The organism is Aeromonas finlandensis (assembly GCF_000764645.1).
Taxonomy (GTDB): Bacteria; Pseudomonadota; Gammaproteobacteria; order Enterobacterales; family Aeromonadaceae; genus Aeromonas; species Aeromonas finlandensis.
This window is the reverse complement of sequence record NZ_JRGK01000339.1, coordinates 1-1,025: the sequence shown is the minus strand read 5'-3', so window position 1 is coordinate 1,025 and position 1,025 is coordinate 1. Positions and strand designations below refer to the sequence as shown.

Below are 1,025 nucleotides of genomic sequence, written 5' to 3'. Positions count from 1 at the left end.
GGTGACCGTCAGCTGGTGGACCCACAAGATTGGCGGCTTGCACCGCAACGACTTCATCATGGCGGCGCGTACCGATCAGCTGCTCCGGTAATCACACCACACACCAGCGTCATCGGTTGACCCGGGCCTGCCTGCGAAAGCGGGGCGGGCCCGCATTTTTATGGGCTGGCGCTCGCACTGGGGGGATCGAGACTGTATTATCCGCTCATTCATAGAGTTAGCTAGGAAGTGTGTCCCGAATGCGTCTTGAAGTCAGCTGTGAAGACCGCCTGGGCCTGACCCGGGAACTGCTCGACCGCCTGGTGGAGCACAATATCGATCTGCGCGGCATCGAAATCGATACCTCAGGCATCATCTATCTCAACTTTCCCGAGCTGGAGTTCAGTGATTTTCAGCACCTGATGCCGGAGATCCGCCGCATTCCCGGCGTCTACGACGTCAAGACCATCCCCTACATGCCTTCCGAGCGAGAGCACCACGAGATTGAGGCGCTGCTCAAGGCGCTGCCGGATCTGGTCTTCTCCCTCGACAGCAAGGGCAAAGTGACCCAGGCCAACCAGTCGGCCCTCACCACCCTCGGCTTGCCGGTGGAGGAGGTGCGCGGCGTGGCGCTCGGTTCGCTGGTCAAGGGGTTCTCCTTCACCCGCTGGCTGGAGGCGAGCGAGATCAAGCCGCAGACCTGCAAGCTCAGTTTCAATGGCGAAGAGTATCTGGCGGATCTGATGCCGCTGTTCGTGGCAGAAGCCCGCGGCAAGCAGGCGCTGGCCGGTGCCGTGGTGGTGCTCAAATCTGCCCGTCGGGTTGGCCTGCACTTCAGCGCACTCCATGCGGTGGAAGTGGGGGGCTTCGAGCATCTGCAGGCCGAGAGCCCCAAGATGAAAGAGGTGCTGTCGCAAGCGCGCAAACTGGCGATGCAGGACGCACCGCTGTTGATCGTCGGCGAGACCGGCACCGGCAAGGAGCTGCTGGCCCGCGCCTGTCACGGGGCCAGCCTGCGCTCCAGCCACCCCTTTATGGCCCTCAAC

General features: G+C 62.4%; 2 protein-coding genes. Both read left to right on the top strand.

Annotated features, from left to right (window positions below):
• Nucleotides 1-91 (top strand): 4a-hydroxytetrahydrobiopterin dehydratase (locus tag LD28_RS0120505; RefSeq protein WP_193354328.1); only part of this gene is annotated, 91 nt, incomplete at its 5' end.
• 148 nt (nucleotides 92-239) lie between these two features.
• Nucleotides 240-1,025, top strand: a 786-nt coding sequence (locus LD28_RS0120500) for a sigma 54-interacting transcriptional regulator (RefSeq protein ID WP_033138749.1), incomplete at its 3' end; no start/stop codon positions are given.